The following is an 18323-nucleotide window of genomic DNA, read 5'->3' as shown; positions in this document are numbered from 1 at the left end:
TTAAAAAGTTAGAATGGTTTAGTTATCAGTGATACTGGTTTTTATTTAATTATAGGCTTTACAACAGAGAGATATACACTAACCATTTTAGCTAGTGTTTTATTTCTTTTAGAAACTTTTGTTACAACTTCATTTTTAAATCTTTTCCAATTAGAATTGTTTAAAGAATCTAAAGCCACTGAAAGTGTAATGCTTAATGAGTGTGCTGTATGCCACCAACCATTAGGGATAAACAAGGTTTCTCCAGGACCAACAGTAAAGGTGACAGGTGTAATGTTTTTACATAGAGGAAATTTATCTAAATCTATGTTTTTAATGTCTGGTACTTCAGAAACCCATGGGTCATTGGGTTTAGGGTAAACATATTCAGTTTGTTCAGGAGGGATTACCGTAAATTCTTTTACACCATATAGTTGAGTGATAAAAGCGTGTAATCCCATATAATCATAATGTACATATGGGAATTGACCTCCAGGACTTCCAAGAAAAACCTCATAAGTATCAGCGCTACCAAGAAGAGGTTCTATAAGTTTGTTGTGACACCAATCTGGTTCTGAAAATTTAAACCTAGGGGAAATATCTGGTAAAAGCTCTGGGTAGTCTCTGTCTAGTTGTAGCTTGCATGGATAAGGTGCTGGGTTTTCAATTGAAGACTTTTCCATTAAATCAATAAAATCTTTCAAAAGATAGTCTTTACCTTCAACTGTAACCTTTCGGTCTCCGTATTCAGATTTAAAGAAATCTGGTGTAAATTTATCTTTTGCTTTCCAGTCTTTACAGGCATCACCTATTACAACAGGCTTACACGCAAAAAGATGGTCTTTGGCAAATTCTTCGTAGGTCATGCCATATTTCTTCTCTACTACAAGATTTTCATTGTTTACTAACTCAATAACTTTTGTCGCCATAATTTTTTGTTATAAATCTATTTGTAAATATTCTCCAACATTATCTTTGTCAGCAACAAACCAAGCTGGATTGCCTTCTCTGTCAATCCCTAAACGTGCTCCAGAAACTGGAGGTTGATTTAAGTCTTTTGTTGTAGTCTTATTACTATTGTTTGAATTCGTTGAAGAAATTGTTTTAGGTTGAAGAATGCCAACTTCAGAAAGGATTTCTACACACTCAATAGAAGTGTTAATTAAGCGTGTGATATCATCTTCTGTGTATGCTGTTGTAACATAACAAGGAAAACCATCCCAAACATGAATACAACGTTCTCTCATTAACACAAAGAATAATTCAGCGTAAGGTACATCTTCAAGCATTACTAGTTTCCAAAGCGAACGATAGTATACAATTTCCATTGGAAGTTTGTGTGATTTTAAATAATTATTTACTTCGGTAGCAAAGCGTTCTGTTTTTCTAGCTAATTCATCTTGAAGCGCAACACCTTGTTCTTTCATGTGTAAAAGAGAAGCTTTACAAGTAGCTAAGGCTAGTGGATGGCGTACAAAAGTTCCTGCAAAATAGGTAACACCTGCTTCAGGAATAGAGTCATCTCCAAAGGACCAGAAACCACCATCAAGTGCGTCCATACATCTTTTACTCCCAACAATTGCACCAATAGAGATACCGCCACCTATAACTTTTCCATAGGTTCCTAAATCGGCTTTTACACCAAATAGAGCTTGGGTGCCACCAGGATGCATCCTAAATCCAGTAATGATTTCATCAAATATTAGTACAGATTCTGATGCTTCGGTTATTTTTCTAACTTCCTTAAGGAATTCTATTGGTCTAAAGTTTGGTCTTCTACTTTGTACTGGTTCTACTAATACCGCTGCAATTTCATCAGCACGTTCTCTAATGATGTTTAAACTCTCTTCAGTGCCATAATCTAATATGAGCATATTTTTCACGGCTTCAGGTAAAATACCTGAGGCAGCAGGGAATGATTTTAATTTTTTAGATCCTCTAACAATAACCTCATCATTAATACCATGGTATGATCTTGAAAAGGCTACAATTAATGAGCGTCCAGTTACTGTTCTTGCAATACGCATAGCGCCTAAAACAGCTTCAGATCCTGTGTTGCATAACGCAGCACGATCTTGATTGGTAAACTCACATAATAATTCACAAACTTCTCCTGCTAATGGATGTTGAGGACCTACTTCAAAACCACGTTCTACTTGGTCATTAATAGCTTTTTTAATGAAGTCTGGTTGATGACCAAATAAACAAGCTCCAAAACTGTTTAGCACATCTAGGTATTCATTGCCATCAATGTCCCAAAGACGACTACCAGAGGATTTATCTACCACAAGAGGGTACACTAACTCCTTGGTTTCAGGTTTAAAACCTGTAACCACTCTTGGGTCTGACATATGAGCTCTGTGTTTTTGCGTATAGGCTTTACTGCTAGCAGTTTTTTTATTGTAACTAGCAATTAAGTCGTTTAAAAATGCTTGTTGTTCTTTATTTAGCCCTGTAGATTGCTTTTGAATTTTTGGAGATGCACCAAACGGTTTTTCATGCTCTTTCTTTTCGTCTTCATCTAAATCATCATTTGATGTGGTGCTTATATTGTTGGCTAAAGGCGTTGGTGTAGTTTGAGGAGTAGTATGATTAATAGAAGGAGAAGCAATAGGTTGGCTTGTGCCTTGCATTAATTGTATTTGTTGACCTAACAATTGGATTTGCTGTGCAATAAGACTTAATGCTGTATTAGGGTCTCCAGTGCCAATATTGGCCATGGGTTGCGACAATGGAATTTGTTGGTTTGAGCTATTGTTAGTTGAAATGGTATGACTAGCTTGGGCTATTGGAGCAGGAGCTAGCTCTTCTTTAGGTAGTATCTTATCAATGTGGGTTGCTAATAAGTCGGGTGAACCTAATTCACCATTTAATTGTCTAAAAGTTATTGGTGTATTAAATTCATTTTTCAGATTGATTGCCATTTGAGTAAGTACTAACGAATCTAACCCAAGTTCTAAAAAGCTCAGATTATACTCGCTTGCTTCTATTTCGATTCCAGAATTATCTTCTACAATTTCAGCTATTTTATCAAGAATTATGGGTTTTCTCATAATTTGAGTGTTTTGGTTTGGTATAGGTTCTACAGATTGTTCTTGTGGTATTGCTGTAGTAATATTATTATTAGGTGTTGAATTTATAGTTGTTAATTGATTTGTAGGTGGGTTGATCCAACATGGTTTACGATCAAAAACATATGATGGTAACCAAACACGTTGTTGGCTTTGATCTTTGTAAAACGCATTCCAGTTTATGTCAACTCCATTTAACCAAAGTTCACCAAGAGCAGACAAAACAGTATGGTATGCGGTTTCATCTTCATCAGGAATAGTTAAACTAGAAATCGATGCAAGTGCTTTTAATCCTTTTTTCTGCTTGGATAAGGTTGTTAAAGCTCGACCTGGTCCAATTTCTAAAAGTATAGTGTCCTCAAGGTTTAAAACTGTTTCCATAGCTCCAGAAAAATTCACTGTAGCTCTTAAATGGTTAGCCCAATATTTTGGGTCTATAGCTTCTTCGTCCTTTATCCAATCGCCAGTAACTGTTGATACTAATGGAAGACGAGGAACATTTAATATTACTTTTTTAACCTCTGCTTCAAAAGTATCTAAAACAGGATCCATCATGGTGGAATGAAATGCATGACTTGTAAACAATAATCGGTTTGCAATACCTTTATCATCTAGCTGTTTTGCAAAGTCAGCTATAGGTTTATCTGGTCCAGAAACCACAATTAGTTGATCAGAATTAATCGCAGCAATAGAAAGATGTTCAGGAATTAAGTGTTTGACATCTTCTAAATTTTTTCGAATCGACAACATACTTCCTTTAGGGAGTTCGCTAACTAGTTTTCCGCGTCGCGTAATTAAGTGTAAAGCATCTTCTAAAGAAAATATACCAGCCAAATGCGCAGCAACAAATTCGCCAATACTGTGACCGCATACTAAAGTGGGTTTAATTCCCCAACTCATCCAAAGTTGAGCAAGTGCGTATTCAATAACAAATAGAGCAGGTTGAGTGTATTGTGTGTCTTTTAGTTGTTCTTCAGCTTTTTCAGAATGTTCTTTTGGATAAATAATATCTCTAATGTCTAGTTTTAATTCTGATTTTAAGAGTTTAGCACAAGTGTCCACAGCAGTTTTAAATACGGTTTCATGTTCATAAAGTGCTTTACCCATTTGAAGATATTGCGACCCTTGACCTGGAAATAAAAATGCTAATTCATCTGGTTCAGATGATAAGATCTTAGATTTGATTGTATTGGTTTCTAATGTTGCTAATTGCTGCTTAGCTTGTAATGTTGAGCTAGCTATTAAAAAGCGTCGTTCTGCAAAAGTAGCTCTTGTAGTATTTAAACTATATGATACATCAGCTAGTTCAATAGACTTAGAAGTGTTTAAATAACTGTTTAATGCGTGTTGGTAACCATTTAAACTGTTTTTTGTCTTTGCAGACCAAGTTAATAGTTGTAAAGGTCGACTAGGGTTTGATGTGTTGGTTTTTTGTTCATATTCTTCAAGAATGATATGTACGTTTGTGCCTCCAACACCAAAGGAACTCACACCTGCTTTACGTTTGTTTTTAGCATTCCATGGAGTTAAAGTACTATTGACATAAAACGGGCTATTATCAAAATCGATTGATGGGTTAGGTTGTTCGTAACCTAAAGATGCTGGAATCTCACGATGTTTTAATGCTAATATCGTTTTGATAACACCAGCAACTCCAGCAGCACCAGTAAGGTGCCCCATATTACTCTTTATAGAGCCAATAGCACAAAATCCTTTTTGTTCTTGTTCTCCAAAAGCAATTTTAAGGCCTTCAATTTCTATTGGGTCACCAACCGGAGTTGCGGTTCCATGGGTTTCTATATAGCTTATTTCAGAAGGGTTGGTGTTGGCATCTTGAAGTGCCCTAACAATAGCATTGGCTTGCCCTTCAGTGCTAGGAGCTGTAAAACTTCCTTTATTTCCGCCATCATTATTAACTCCAATGCCTTTTATTACAGCATGAATAGTATCTCCATCACGTTCGGCATCTTCCAGTCGTTTTAATAAAACAACTGCAGCACCATCACTAAAAATAGTTCCTTTGGCATTTGCATCAAATGGTCGGCAACTACCATCAGGACTCATAATTGACCCTTCTTGGTATAAATGACCAGTATGAATTGGAGCAGTTACACTTGAGCCACCAGCTATAGCAGCGTCACATTGTCCGCTTTTAATAGCTTCAACAGCTTGAGCAATAGCTAACGATGAAGTGGAGCAAGCAGATTGTACACTTACTGCTGGTCCTTTTAAATTAAGTTGATATGCTGTTCGAGACGCGATGTAATCTTTTTCATTAAACGTATCGGCAAGGAAACTTCCTATTCTATCCATTACTGTTGTATTGGGAAGAATATTGTTTTTGTAATAGGTATTCATTCCAGTTCCTGCATAAACTCCAATGGTGCCATTGTAATGCTCTGGTAAATGACCTGATTGTTCTAAAACTTCCCAAGCAATTTCTAAAAAGATACGCTGTTGCGGATCCATAGCTTCTGCTACTTTTGGATTGAGTCCGAAAAAAGCAGCATCAAATTCTTTAGCAGAAGGAACAATGCCACGAGCAGGAACATATAGAGGATCGTTTTTAATTGCATCAGGAATTGAAGGATCTAATTCTTCTGGAGAGAAGAATGTAATCGTGTCTTTGCCTTCTCTTAATACATTCCACAATTCTTGAATTGTATTAGCTCCAGGAAAACGACATGCCATTCCAATTACTGCAACACTTGAAGTGTCTTGATTTCGTTTTTTGCTTTTTTTATACTGAATTCCAGTATTTTTTTTAGGCTCTAAGAAATTTGCTAACTCAGCAATGGTTGGGTGTTGATATAATTTTATAATAGGTACTTCATATTGATAATTAAGACGTAAAGCAGAAACCGTTTTTTGGGCTAGAAGAGAAGTTCCTCCCATTTCAAAAAAGTTATCTGCAATACCAATTTTTGGAATACGAAGAATATCAGACCAAATTTTTGCAATATGCTTTTGTACTTCAGTTTTTGGTTTCTTGTAGATAGGTGCATTATTTGGACGCTTATATTCAGGAACAGGTAGAGCTTTTTTGTTAACTTTTCCGCTAGATGTTTTTGGAAATTCATTGACCCAAACATAATAGTTAGGAAGCATGTATTCAGGCAAAACAGAACTTACTTTTTCTCTAAAACTAGTATCGTTTTTTAAAGTAATATTATCGGTCTGTATATAGGCGATTAACTGTGGTTGCGAAGAAAAATGTGTGCTTGCAACAACTACTGCCTGCTTTATATGAGGTAGTTTGCTAATAGCAATTTCGACTTCGCCTAATTCAATACGATGTCCACTAATTTTTACCTGTTCGTCTTCACGACCTAAAAATTCAATATTACCATCAGGTAAAAACTTTGCGACATCACCTGTACGATACATTCTAGTTTTTGTTCCATCTGGAAGTGTTAATGTTTTAAAGCGTTCATTGGTTAATGTCTCATTGCCTAAATACCCTTCAGCAAGACAATCTCCTGTGATGCATAATTCTCCAACTTCACCGTTAGGAAGGATGTTTTGGTTTTTATCTAAAATATAGATAGTTGTATTATCTATAGCTTTTCCAATATTGGGTAACCCAGGCCATTCTTTAGGCTGTCCTTCAAGCTTCAATTCAGTAACTACATGACACTCAGTAGGACCATATTGATTGTAAAGCGTGCAGTGGTTTAGTTTTGTGAAAAATGTTCTTAATTCTTTAGTGATTTTAAGCTGCTCACCTGCGGTCATAATTTCATTTAGACTATCAGGATATTTGTCTAAGCTTACAGCTGTTTCTGCAAGTGCTTGTAATGCAACAAACGGAAGGAATAACCGATTGACTTGATGTTTGTTTATTCTTTCTAACAACTGCACCACATCCAATCTTTGTTCTTCGTTAATTAGAACAAGACATCCACCATTTGTAAGTGTTGTCATTATTTCTTGAAAAGACACATCGAAACTTAAAGGAGCAAATTGAATAGTTCTAGTTCCTTGAGTTGCTTTAGAGTTTTTATGCTGCCAGTTAATTAGATTAACTGCTGCGGTATTTCCCATACAAACTCCTTTTGGTTCTCCTGTTGACCCTGAAGTATATAAAATATAAGTGCTATTATCAGCCATAGAAGACTGTTGTAATAGTTGTTTTAGGGCTTTAAAATTATCATTAGATAATACAGATAAGCCCATTTCTTCAGCAAGTGTGGATTCCTTAAGGTTGGTTAAACAGAAATTGAGATTTGAGTTCTTTATGATTTTAAGAATTCGGTCTTTAGGGTACTTAAAATCTATTGGTAAATATGCTTTTTTAGCTTTTAAAATAGCAAGCATAAACACAATTTGATCTATGCCTCGTGTTGTTGATAATCCTATTATTTTTTCATCATTGGCATGTTCAATAATTAAATTGAATACACTTAGTATTTTATCGTTTAATTGATTGTAGGTTATAGCTTTGTCTCCTTCGATTAAACAATCATCATTAGGATATAATTTTACTGCTTTTTCAAATAGTGAATATGTTGCAGTTGAAACCATAATTTAAATTATTATAAGATATTTTAAATCTAAATATTTTATTTCATTAAGCTATTAATCAAAATTAAAGGGATATAAAGAAATTTTAAAGGGTAATTAAAAGTAAACTCAAAATAATTTTTACTAAAAAAAAATAGTTATACAGCACTTTAATTCGTTTTAGCACAAACCTTAAAGATTTATTAGTCTAGTTTTTTAGCTCCAATAAAAGTTTGTTTACTTTCTCCTTCTAGTTGTATCTGTGAAAAATGCCATAAAGTAAAACCTGCATTTTTAAATAGTTTCGGGTAATTGTGTGAAAATGAAGGTTCATCACCATAAAGCTGAGTATTTGGGTCTTTATCAAAATCGTGACTAGCTCCATTGGGCTCTATGGATACAAAAAAAATGTTTTTTAACTTATTTATTTCTATTAAAAGCTCTTGTAATTGCTGTTCTAAAAAGTATTCTAAAACACCATTGTAAGTAACAAAAACAGTATTCTTTTTACCATTTTTTTTAATCCAATCATAGGCGTCACTTGTTACGAACTCAAGTTTAGTGTTTTGTTTATATTTTTTTTTGTTTATCTCAATTTGATTGGCGCTTAAATCAATTCCGATAAGCTTTTTAAAATTTGGAAACTCATTGCTTAAGTGATTAAGAATGCTACCGTTTCCAGTACCTATTTCTACCAGTGTGTCAATTTCTTGATTTTGATTTGAAATTTCTTGTTTTAACAAATCAAAAATAAAAGTACAATGCGGAATGAAAAACGTATTAATTGAATCTTTAGTTTCGGTAAACAACTCTGTAGCGCTTTCATTTATCCAAAAAGTTTTGTTTTGTTCGGCTATTTTATTGTGATCGTCTAATGTTTCTAGGTTTTGTACTAGGGCAAAACGCATTAAACGTTCTTGAAAGCTTAAATTATTTTTGTTTTTATGAACTAGTGTAATTCTGTTTTCTGAAAGTTCTTGAGCTTTTTTAGGTCTTAAAAATACAAGTATATTACCAATATGTTTTGCAATAGTTCGTGTGAACTTTGATTTCATGTTATCGAACATAATAATTTTTAGGCAGTTGAATAACGTAAAGTTATGTTTTATTGCTAATTATTAAATGAAAAACACTAAATATTAGTTTATTATACAGTTTTATACTTTGAAATGAAGTTTAGTTGTTAAATTCTAGTTGAGTATTGCTTCTTTAGCATTAAATATTTTACCCATGATAACTTTATAGACTTTAACCAATGATGCTAGTTTTGGATAATTTTTTTTAGCTGAAAGGTAGTATTCATCCATAAAAAAGTTCCAGTTAAAAGAGTTTACATGGTCTATGGCATAGGTTAAATTAAAATTATGAATATATGTTGTGTGCCACCAACCAGCTGGTATAAATAAGGTTTCTCCAGGTTTTAGTGTGGTTTTTATAGCTACTGCGTTTTTGAACAACGGATATTTTTCTAAATCAGGTTCAAAAATATTTACTGGACTTTGGTTTCTTCTTATTTTATCAGGATAAAAACATGCTGACTGATCAGGAGAGTATAAATAAAAGTCTTTATCTCCAATTATTTGTGTTAATTGCGTGTGAACACCAAGGTAATCTATATGTAGCGTTGGAAATGAACAGTCTTTTCCTCCAAAAAATAATTCTCTTTTGTTGGTGTACTTAGCAATAAATCTTGGAAGCATTTTGCTTTGTAGTCTATTTGATTTTCCATACAATAACTCTGGTATTTCATTAAGTAATTCGGGAAAATCTCTTTTGACATCATAAATGTTAGGGTAGGGAGCTTTATTTTCTTTTGTAGATTTCTTACAAAGTTCTATAATTTCAGATAAAGAATAACTTTTACCGTTAACAGTTCGTGTTAAATGATTATAGTGTGATTTTAGGTAGTCAGTTGAAAACTTGTCAGACGAAACCCATTCACCTTTATCGGTCAATACAACTGGTAAAGATTTTTTTACGTAAGAATTGTAAAATTCTTTTTTAGACAGTCCTTCTCGTCTGTCTATTTCAAGAGTATGAGCATAATGTTCCATTCTATTCTGATTTACTTATGCTACTAATAAGGAGATGAACTTATTTAAGTCTCTTAAATTTAACTAATTAAGTGTAAACTGTCTTGGTAGTTTGGTTAAAATCGGTAAAATATACTCTTTAAACGATTATTTGCCTGTAAAACGTTGATAATTAATTTGTTGTAGTGTTTTTCTTGTTAAAAAAGATTTGATAAAGCCAATAAAATCTATTTTGAACGATAAGCAGGAAAGTAATTGGTGTTTGTTACTTCGTTTTTAGATGATAATTTATTGTAAGCATCTACATTAACAATATATTTCCATAGACTAAATGTTTTTAGTTCTTTTGAAAAAGATTTCTTAAAGCGTAATAATGAGTCTTCTTTACTACCAAGACCACCACCAAGGTTTAAGTATTTATAACCTTTGTTTGTAGCCAATATTCTCATTTCGTCAATCAGCATTTTTACAGGCATAATATTAAGGAAGTCTGTTTTAGTTCCAGATAAGTGATATTGCACAATTTGGTTTGTTTTAACGAACATTACACCTGATATGTATTGATTGGTTTCATTATTAATAGCTAATAACAGGTCAGTTTTAAAATCATTACATTTTAGAAACTTGAAGAAATAATCTTTGTCAAAATAATAAGAATCTTCGGCATCTACACGATTCATGTTTTCATAATAAATGTCAATAAATGCTTCAATTTCTTCTTGTGTTTGGGCTTTTTTAATAGTACACAATCGCCTCGATTTATTGATGTGTGATTTGATTCTACGTTGATATCCTTGACGCTGTGCTTCAATATCATTAGTGAGATCGATAAACACAACAGAACTTAAGTCTTCACAGTCTCCTAAATTTTTTAAAATCTCTTTTTGATGATTGATAAATGGGTTTAATCTACTAAATACAGAAACAATCTTTTTATTAAAGAGATATTCATTAAATTCAGTTATAAATTGTGTGTTGTTAAAACTGTAAGATATGTTTTTAGAAACAGGCCCAGAATAACCGTAAACAGAAGTGATATCGAAATAATCAGTCCCTTTAATTGGTCTTATAATTAAAGGTATGGCTATTAGGTAATTGTCTTTTTCAAATTGTAAGAGCACACATTCTTCATCTTCTTGTTTGGATATTGTATGATAGTCATAAGTGTGATAAAAGTCGTAAGTATCAACTTTACTGAGAACATTATCCCATTCTTGCTTTGAAGTTATTTCTTTTATCATTTTCTAAAATCGATTAAGACTTTTTTAAATAGTTTTTATACTGATTTAGTTGTTGTATAGTGTTTATGCTTATTATAGAGGTTTTTACGCTTTTGTGTTTATACACATAATCTAAACAATCACTAATTATGCTTTCAGAGGTGTTTGAAGCATCATTAAAAAGTTTTCCTGCAAAAAATGGTCTTATGGCTATAAAAGGTACTGAATTTGCAAAGTGGGAATAATCAGTTTCAGATTTATTGAGATAAGAAATAATTCCATCAACAGATTTTAGTTTTATGACCTCATGTGCAAAGTTTACAGAGTAGGGGAAAGCAAACACGTGTTTGATTTTGCCTTTTTCTTTTAAGTTTGATAAACTTGCTTCTATGGTTTCTTTTTGATGGAGTAGAACTGATAGTCTGTCGATGTCATTAATAGGTTCTGATCTTACTAGCCATTGCAAAACATCAATACAGTCGACTTTTAAATGTTTTAACTCATTATCAATAAGCTTTTCTAGCTTTTCAGCTGAAAATTTTGACTCTCCAAAATGAGGAGAAGATAGTTTAACAATGTGTTTGATGTGAGGCTTGCAACTGCTTTTATTTAAGGCGTTTGCGTATAAGGAATAAGAATTGTATTCAAATGAAGAATGGTGAGTATTAATGCCTAGATTAAAACTCTCTTCAATAAGTTTTACTGTTTCCTTGATACTGAGGTTTTTATCAACGAAACGCATTGTTCCTAAAGTGATTTTTCCCAGATTTAAAGTATTCATCATCCTACCCACTTAAAGCCGGTTTTCCAGATGTAGCGGTCGTTGGTTTTTTTTGCATCATAAGATGTACGACCATGTAATACATATTGATCCCACCATAAAACAGATTCTCCAGGATTAAGATATACTCTTTCTACTAAATGTGAGTGAGCTATGTATTCTTGTAAAAATGTAAAAAACTCTTTATTAAGCTTTTTATTTTCTTCTGTTTCATTTGGGTCAATACAATAGTAGTTAAAGTTTAAGGTAATTTTACCATTGTCTTGAATGTCTATAATTTTTTCGGTTCGCGCTTCATCTGCTTTTCTGTAGCATATAGATTTTGATGTTAAGTCATCCAACATAATTGGCGCATTTTTCTTCATGTAGTCTACTAGAATTTGTCCATCAATAAAAGTAGTGGCTCCACCAGCAGGTGCTTTATTAACGCAGTAAAACAGCATTATATCAGCAGGATTTGTTAGGTAAGACTCATCAGTATGTAATGGCTGCGCATTTTTACTGTGCCTGTATGCAGCAAGATCAGGAATGTCGTCATCATATCTAATTTCTAACCAACGTTCACCAGTTAAAACGCCTCCTTTTGTAAAATCTTCACCACCATTTACTACGGGACCTAAATAATCTACAAGCTTATCGTAGAAAAGACGCAAATCACCTAAATACCACTCAGGAGTAACTTTAAGTACTTTTGTGTTTTTTAGAGTTTCTTTTATCATTTCAGCACTTTCAACTGGGTCGTTAGTGCGTAAGTTTAGATTGTTGTAGAAATTCATATCTTTAGTTTTTACCATTAAATTTTTCGGCAGTTACTTCTAAATTACCATCCTGATTTACATCTAACGTACTGAAAATCTTAATCAAAGTTAAAAAAAGTATTTTAATATCTAGCTTAAAACTTAGGTTGTTTATATACCAAATATCTAAGTCAAATTTTTTATTAAATGTTAAGTTGTTTCTACCATTTATTTGCGCCCAACCTGTTATTCCTGGTTTTACATTTAAACGTTGTATTTGATGGTCATTGTAAATTGATAGGTACTCAGCAAGCATAGGTCTTGGGCCAATAAGGCTCATGTCACCTTTTATTATGTTTATTAGTTGAGGTATTTCGTCTAAAGAAGTGTTTCTAACAAAGTTTCCAATTTTCGTTAGTCTTTGCTTATCTGGAAGTAAATTTCCATTTGCATCCTTTTTATCGTTCATGGTTTTAAACTTTATTATCTTAAAAACGGTTTTGTTTTTACCACCACGTTCTTGAATGAAAAAGGGCTTACCTTTATTAGCTATAGTTAATAGTAGAGTTGTTAATATGAAAATAGGAGATATAACTATTAACCCAAGTATAGCGCTTAGCTTGTCGAGTAATGGTTTGAAAAAATGTTGGTACATCTTCATTCTTCTAGCGTTTTATAAAGAGATAGTAATTCTTTCCAAACGATATCCTGACTGTATAAATCTGTAATTGTGTTTCTGGATACACGAGACATTTCTTTCACTTTTTGTGGGTTGTTTAAACAAAACGCCATTGCGTTTTTTAGTGATTTGGTATCTTTTGGAGGAATTATTATCCCATTAATTTCATTTTTTATAATTTCATTACAACCATTAATATTTGAGGCAATACAAGGCACTTGCATTGCACATGCTTGTAGTACTGCGTTTGGAAAACCTTCTCTGTAACTAGGAAAAGTTAAAACATTTGAAATTGATAAATAAGGTCTAATATCGGTTTGAAAACCTAGTTCTATAATGTTTTTATTTTCTTTTAGAACTTTTAGAGATTTTTTGGATATTGGGTCTAAGTGGCTTTCTTTATGACCCAACAGAAGTAGCTTTATAGTACTGTATTCTTTGTTTAATGAGTTAAAAGCCTTGATTAACTCATTGATACCTTTGTCTCCAACTATACGTCCTACGAATATGAATACAAAATCATTGGGTTGAATACCAAACTTTAGTCTTAATTTTTCTTTTTGTGATTCAGATATTGCCTCAGGATTGAAGTGCTCAACATTAATGCCATTAGAACTTCCATTACCTATAACCTTTAATTTAGATTGATTTGCAAATTTTAAATCAATAATAATTTGTTTAAGACCAAAAGAGTTAGGTAGTACTAGGCTAGAGCAGTTGTAAGTGCTTTTTTCAACAATGTCCAACAGCTTTCTTTTTAAGCCTTTACTTTCTAATAGAGGTAACCCAGCAACAGTGTGTAAACGATGTGGTACTTTGGCTAATTTGGCAGCAAGCATACCTGCTATACCTGCTTTAGGAGTATGCGTGTGTACAATAAAGGGTTTTTCTTTTTTAAATAATTTATAAAGAGAATAGGTAGCAGCTAAATCTCTAATAGGAGTAATTTTTCGAGTCATTTCTACAGCATAAGTAGGAATGCCCTCTTCCTCACCAATACTTTTGAGTCTTCCACCTTCATCGCTTGACACAGCTAAGATGTTGTAATGTTGACTCATGAAGCCTAATTGACCTTTTAAAAGTGAATTTATTGATCCTGGCATTGTTGTTACTCGAATTATTTTTTTCATTTAATTTTTTTAAGATGTAAGTTGTTGTTGAACATCTTTTTATCACTAAAAACTATTAGCCGAAGATATCAAATATTTAAATTGTAATAAATGATAAAAGGATTAATTAGTTGTAAGGAAAGGTTTATAGGATGAAGGTAAAAACAACTTAAAAGATTGTTTGTGATTTAAGTTATTGCAATAATTTTTTTAATAAACTTGTCAATGTCTCTTTCGCTAAGATAATTGTCAAATTTACTTCTGTTGCTTGTACTGTTTGATGTAGAAAGTGCTTTCTCAATAGCAATTTTTAAGCTTTCAGCATCATTTGGTTTTGCTAAGTAAATGCCTTCGATTTTATCAATTCCACCAGCACATGTTGTAGATACTACATTGTTGTTTTGCGACATCATTTGCAAAAGAACATTAGGAAAACCTTCGATTCTTGATGATACAACACATAGTTTTGCAGACTTAAAATAGGATAACACATTGTTTACATGACCAGGTAATATTATATCGTTGTCCAAGCTTAAAGATTTAATTTGCGCTACTAAATCAGGTTTTAATTCGCCATCACCAAGAAGTATCAATTTTAAATTTGGGTAGGATATCTTAACATGATAAAAGGCATTAATTAATAAATCAAACCCTTTTTCTGGAATGAATCTACCAGCTGATACGATATATTCAAAAGGAAGATTTACGCCTTCTTTTGCTCGTTCATTAAGTAAATATTCAAAATTTAATGGATTAGGGATGGTTACTATTTTTGTTTTCTTTTCAATGCTTTTAAAATGTTGTATTAACTGGTTTTTCATCAATTCAGTCTGACAAATCAATAAGTCTATTTTTTTATACCCAATTTTATATGCTAGTTTATATAAAAATAGTTTTAATCCTTTGTATCTAAGGAAAATTGAGGTTGATTCTCTTGCGATAAACTTTTTAGTTTTTAAAATTTTAAGTTTTAGTAGTATTCCTACTAAAGCGTTAATATAGATATGAGATGTAAAAACGTAATCATATTCTTTTTTTTGTTTTTGACTTAGAGAAAGAAATTTTAAAACACCCAAAAATTTATTGCTAGTAGAGCAGAAGTGTTGATTAGTGTTGTTTTTTATATTATCCCAAAGCTTTGTGTTATAGGCTGTGATAAAATAAATATCTACAGTTGCTTCTTTAAAGTAGGATGCAACCATTTTTAAGTATTGTTCTGCACCACCAAGTGCATCGTTTGGAATGATTATTAGTACTTTCATGGTTTTGATTTAGATGAAAGACTATTAAATAAAGCTTCATACTTTTCTAAAATTAACTCTTTATTGTATTTTTTTATAACTGAAGCATTGATGCGTTTAGGATCCCAATCTTTTTGAACCATCATATTCAACGTTTCAATAAATTGAGTGGTGTTTTCTACAATATAACCATTTATGCTCTCTTCAATAATTTCTTTGGTTCCACCAGGAGCATTAAAAGCTATCACAGGAGTTCCAACCACACAACTTTCTAGTAAAGCATTGGGAAAACCTTCTACATATGAGCCTTGGATAAAAATATCGCTGTTAGATAAATATTGAGCTACAGTATTGGTATGCGGAATAATTTTTATATTATCAATAATTCCTAAATGTTTTGCATGCTGTATAATTGCATCTTTTTCATCTCCAGTTCCAATAATTGTATAATTATATTCAAAGCTTAATTTAGAAATTGCTTCTAAAATTCTGAGATGACCTTTTTCTTTACTTAATCGTCCTATTGTGATAAATTCTTTTACTGTAGTGATAGGCTTAGAAGATTTAATAGGTAAATAACCAGATATAGGATTGTTGATTATGTGTATTTTTTCTTTGGAAAATGAATTGTTTAATATTAGATCATTAGCCATGTCAATAGACTGACAAATTACAGCATCTAAATACTTGTGGTAGTTTTTAAAAAAAGGAAAGTGAAAAACACTTTTTTTTGTGTTGAAACTATTCATAATACTTAATACACTAGCTTCTCTACCAACAAATTTAGTGTTAAAGAAAAAGATAGAGAACATAGCTAGCACTCTGTTAACATGAGCAATAGACCCAACAACTATATCAGGATTTTTTATTAGTATATATTTAAATAATTTAGGTATTGCATTTAAGACTCTTCTTTTATTAAGAAAAAGAACCTCAATAGCTTCAGTGTTGTATATAGCATCTTTTTTTTGACCAACAACAATTAGTGTGCATGTAAATTTATTTGGGTTTAAATTACTAGCAATAAAAGAAATAACTCTTTCGGCACCACCAGCCTTTAATGATGGTAAAACAAAAAGTATATTTATTTTAGACTTAGACATAAGTTAGCTTATACTTATTCCTTTTCCATTAGTACTTAACCATTGTTTTAATACTAATAAAGACCATATTAAAGGGTATCTATTCCAGGTGCCATCCATATGTTGGTTAATCATAAACTGCACTTTTTTGGCGTCAATACAAGGTAGCGATTTTAAAGTGTCTTCATTTAATTCACTTAAAACATAGTCTTTTAAATCTTCTCTAAACCATTCAGAGAAAGGCATAGTAAAGCCTGCTTTTGGCCTATTAAATATGTGCTTTGGAACTGATTCGTACAACACATCTTTTAGAATGCGTTTCATTTCTTTTTTATGAAATTTAAAAGATGTTGGTAGCGAATTTGCAAACTCAACTATTTGATGGTCTAGCAATGGAGCTCTAACTTCTAGTGAAAAAGCCATCGAAGCCCTATCTACTTTAGTGTTTATATCCCAATTAAGATAGGTTTTAGTGTCAAAATCACTAATACGTTCAAATAGGTTTTTATTATTGTGCATTAAGTATTTTGATTCGTCAACTAGTCTAGTGTTATAGTCTGTGTTTATATGAGATAAATCTACACCAGTCATAGCGCCTAAGTAAACTTCATTTACGTCTTTAAACTGTAAAGCTTTAGCAATAACATTTAGTCTATAGTGAGGTAATAGAGATAAGACTCCTGCACCAAGTTTTCTGATAGGTAATGGTAGTTTGTAATAAACTCCTCCTTTTTTTGCCCAATTGTATCTGTGATATCCAATAAAACTTTCGTCACCACCATCACCAGAAAGAGCTACTGTTACATGTTTTTTGGTATGTTTAGCTAAAAGCATTGATGGGATTGCTGAAGAATCAGAAAAAGGCTCATCGTAATAATGGCAAAAATTCTTAATTAAATCAATGCCTTCGTTGTAATTACATTCAATTACATGATGATCTGTTTGTAAGTGGTCTGCAACTTGCTGTGCATAATGACTTTCATCAAAGCCTTTTTCGTTAAATTTAACCGAAAATGTTTTAACCTTAGCGCTAGATGTTTGCGTTGCAGTAGCAGCAACTAATGAAGAGTCTACTCCTCCAGATAGGAATACACCAACAGGAACATCGGCAAATAACCTGCTTTTTACAGCGTCATTTAAAATTGTTTTAAGTTCTTGTTTAGCATCTTCATAACTTCCTTTATAAGGGTTTTTATTTGTGTAATCAATATCCCAATAGGGTTGTGATTTGAACTCACCAGAACTAAGGTTAAATGTAAACTTATGTCCTGCTTTAAGTTTTTTAACTTGACTAAAAATAGATTGAGGATCTGGTACATTTCCCCAGGATAAATAATAAGCTATTGCGCGTTCAGAAATTGTGAGGTTGTTGGAGTGTAATTGAATTGAGGATATTTGACTAGCAAATTCAAAATCTTTACCATCGTGGTAATAATAAAATGGTTTTTTACCTAGTCTATCTCTTGCTCCAAAGAGTATGTTGTTTTTTTCATCGTAAATTACAAACGAAAACATTCCAACAAAGTAATCTACACATTTTTCACCATACTCTAAATATGCAGCACAAAGTACTTCGGTATCACTAGTTGTTTTAAAACTATATCCTTTTTTACTAAGTGTTTCTTTAATTGTTTTGAAATTGTAAACTTCTCCGTTAAAAACAATATGAATTGTATCGTAATAAGTAAATGGTTGATTTGATCTAGGGTCTAAATCTATTATTGAAAGTCTGTTATGACCAAAAATGACTTGTCTATTATCTTTTTTATAAAACTGCCAACCCATTTGATCAGGACCTCTAAAAGCTGTTCGCTTGAGTTTGTCCTTAACTTGCTGTTCGTTATAATTTAATGTTGTTCCGTAAATACCGCACATAGTATGATTTGAG

At 32.3% G+C, this 18323-nt stretch carries 12 protein-coding genes; all 12 read right to left on the bottom strand.

Annotated features, from left to right (window positions below):
* Nucleotides 1-41: 41 nt before the first annotated feature.
* Nucleotides 42-908, bottom strand: a complete 867-nt coding sequence (locus tag DMZ43_RS06475; protein WP_131506764.1) for a cupin-like domain-containing protein — start codon at nucleotides 906-908, stop codon at nucleotides 42-44.
* 9 nt (nucleotides 909-917) lie between these two features.
* Nucleotides 918-7574, bottom strand: a complete 6657-nt coding sequence (locus DMZ43_RS06470; RefSeq protein WP_131506762.1) for a polyketide synthase — start codon at nucleotides 7572-7574, stop codon at nucleotides 918-920.
* A 182-nt stretch (nucleotides 7575-7756) separates the two neighbouring features.
* Nucleotides 7757-8608: a class I SAM-dependent methyltransferase gene (locus DMZ43_RS06465; RefSeq protein ID WP_161566738.1), complete on the bottom strand. Its 852-nt coding sequence runs from the start codon at nucleotides 8606-8608 to the stop codon at nucleotides 7757-7759.
* A gap of 135 nt (nucleotides 8609-8743) precedes the next feature.
* Complete coding sequence (locus DMZ43_RS06460) at nucleotides 8744-9607, bottom strand: cupin-like domain-containing protein (RefSeq protein WP_131506758.1); 864 nt, start codon at nucleotides 9605-9607, stop codon at nucleotides 8744-8746.
* Between the two features lie 206 nt (nucleotides 9608-9813).
* Nucleotides 9814-10827, bottom strand: a complete 1014-nt coding sequence (locus DMZ43_RS06455; protein ID WP_131506757.1) for a peptidoglycan bridge formation glycyltransferase FemA/FemB family protein — start codon at nucleotides 10825-10827, stop codon at nucleotides 9814-9816.
* Between the two features lie 13 nt (nucleotides 10828-10840).
* Entirely contained in the window at nucleotides 10841-11590 is a 750-nt protein-coding gene (locus DMZ43_RS06450) for an aldo/keto reductase (protein ID WP_131506755.1), read from the bottom strand.
* Nucleotides 11587-12363 (bottom strand): TauD/TfdA family dioxygenase, encoded by a 777-nt coding sequence (locus DMZ43_RS06445; RefSeq protein ID WP_161566737.1) that lies wholly within the window; start codon nucleotides 12361-12363, stop codon nucleotides 11587-11589. Before DMZ43_RS06445 ends, DMZ43_RS06450 begins: the two co-directional genes overlap by 4 nt.
* 4 nt (nucleotides 12364-12367) lie before the next feature.
* The gene (locus DMZ43_RS06440; protein ID WP_131507215.1) at nucleotides 12368-12979 is read right to left on the bottom strand and encodes a sugar transferase; all 612 of its coding nucleotides are present in this window, start codon (nucleotides 12977-12979) and stop codon (nucleotides 12368-12370) included.
* Between the two features lie 2 nt (nucleotides 12980-12981).
* On the bottom strand, nucleotides 12982-14133 hold the full coding sequence (locus tag DMZ43_RS06435) for a glycosyltransferase family 4 protein (RefSeq protein WP_131506751.1): 1152 nt from the start codon (nucleotides 14131-14133) through the stop codon (nucleotides 12982-12984).
* 167 nt (nucleotides 14134-14300) lie between these two features.
* On the bottom strand, nucleotides 14301-15374 hold the full coding sequence (locus tag DMZ43_RS06430; protein ID WP_131506750.1) for a glycosyltransferase: 1074 nt from the start codon (nucleotides 15372-15374) through the stop codon (nucleotides 14301-14303).
* Nucleotides 15371-16456, bottom strand: coding sequence for a glycosyltransferase (locus DMZ43_RS06425; RefSeq protein ID WP_131506749.1), 1086 nt, complete (start codon nucleotides 16454-16456; stop codon nucleotides 15371-15373). Before DMZ43_RS06425 ends, DMZ43_RS06430 begins: the two co-directional genes overlap by 4 nt.
* A 3-nt stretch (nucleotides 16457-16459) precedes the next feature.
* A complete protein-coding gene (gene asnB / locus DMZ43_RS06420; protein ID WP_131506748.1) occupies nucleotides 16460-18310 on the bottom strand; it encodes an asparagine synthase (glutamine-hydrolyzing) in 1851 nt (616 codons plus the stop codon).
* Nucleotides 18311-18323: the final 13 nt, after the last annotated feature.

The organism is Meridianimaribacter sp. CL38, assembly GCF_004328055.1.
GTDB classification, from domain to species: Bacteria; Bacteroidota; Bacteroidia; order Flavobacteriales; family Flavobacteriaceae; genus Gaetbulibacter_B; species Gaetbulibacter_B jejuensis.
The sequence above is the reverse complement of the archived record's forward strand: the minus strand, read 5'-3'. Positions and strand labels throughout refer to the sequence as shown.